Genomic DNA, 934 nt, shown 5'->3' on the forward strand with positions numbered 1-934 from the left:
GGTCGGTGGTCAGCGGGGTGTCGGCGCCGAGCGGCTCGTGGTCGAGGGCCTGACGTGCCGAGCACACCGCCACGGCGGTCCCCTTGCGTCCGGCCAGGTGCCAGGAGCGGATCGTCTGCGACAGCAGGTCCAGTGTCGGCAGCAGCACCAGCACACGGCCGCGGGGAGCGACGCGGGCAGCGGTGCGGGCGGCGATCAGGGTCTTGCCGGTGCCGCAGGCGGCGATCACGCTCGCGCGGGGGTGGCGGGTCAGGCTCTGGGTGGCTGCGGCGACCGCGTCTTTTTGGTGAGGGCGCAGCGTCAGCTCGGTGGGTGCCATGGGCAGGATGCGGCTTCCGGTGCGGGGTGGTCAGGCGGCGGGGATGCGGTGCTGGGAGAGGAGGTCGAGGATGTGCTGGTGGGCTTCCCAGCCGTCGGGGAACTTGGCGGGGACGCCGAGGGCGACGGGCTCATTGGAGGGGTGTCGGTCGAGGAGGTCGGCGATGCCGGCGCGGGCGACCATGATGCAGGCGTGACGGTGGCGTGAGGCCAGCACGCACAGGCGGCCGGCTTCGAGGTGGAAGGCGGAGGCGTCGCGGCGGCCGGAGAGGGGGTGCAGCACGATGGTGACGGCGAACTCGCGCCCCTGCAGGCGGTTGGCGGTGTCGGCACGCACTCCTCGGGCGTAGGGGTTGCGGTTGAGGAGTTGCTGGATGTGACGGGCCTGTTCCCGGTGAGCGGTGCCGATGGCGATGTCGGCGGGCTGCAGGCGCCGGCCCATGGGGTGTTTCTCGCAGACGGCCTCGATTCCGCGCTCCAGGAGGCGTGAGGCCAGGGCGACGGTGGCGTGGGCGGCCTCGGCGTCGATGCGTGCGGTGTGGCGGGGCGGGAGTTCGTGCAGGGCCCAGCCGGTGCGTGCAGCTTCCTCGACGGTCGCGTCGAAGGGGTTGTGCAA

General features: G+C 72.8%; 2 protein-coding genes. Both read right to left on the minus strand.

Going from position 1 to position 934, the window contains the following annotated elements; translation table 11 throughout:
* The coding region (locus GUY61_RS38615; protein WP_166634937.1) for a DEAD/DEAH box helicase family protein at nucleotides 1-319 on the minus strand (319 nt) is incomplete at its 3' end.
* A 30-nt stretch (nucleotides 320-349) separates the two neighbouring features.
* On the minus strand, nucleotides 350-934 hold a 585-nt coding region (locus GUY61_RS38620), incomplete at its 5' end, for an AAA domain-containing protein (protein WP_243767052.1).

The organism is Streptomyces sp. GC420 (assembly GCF_009916105.1).
Lineage (GTDB): Bacteria > Actinomycetota > Actinomycetes > Streptomycetales > Streptomycetaceae > Streptomyces.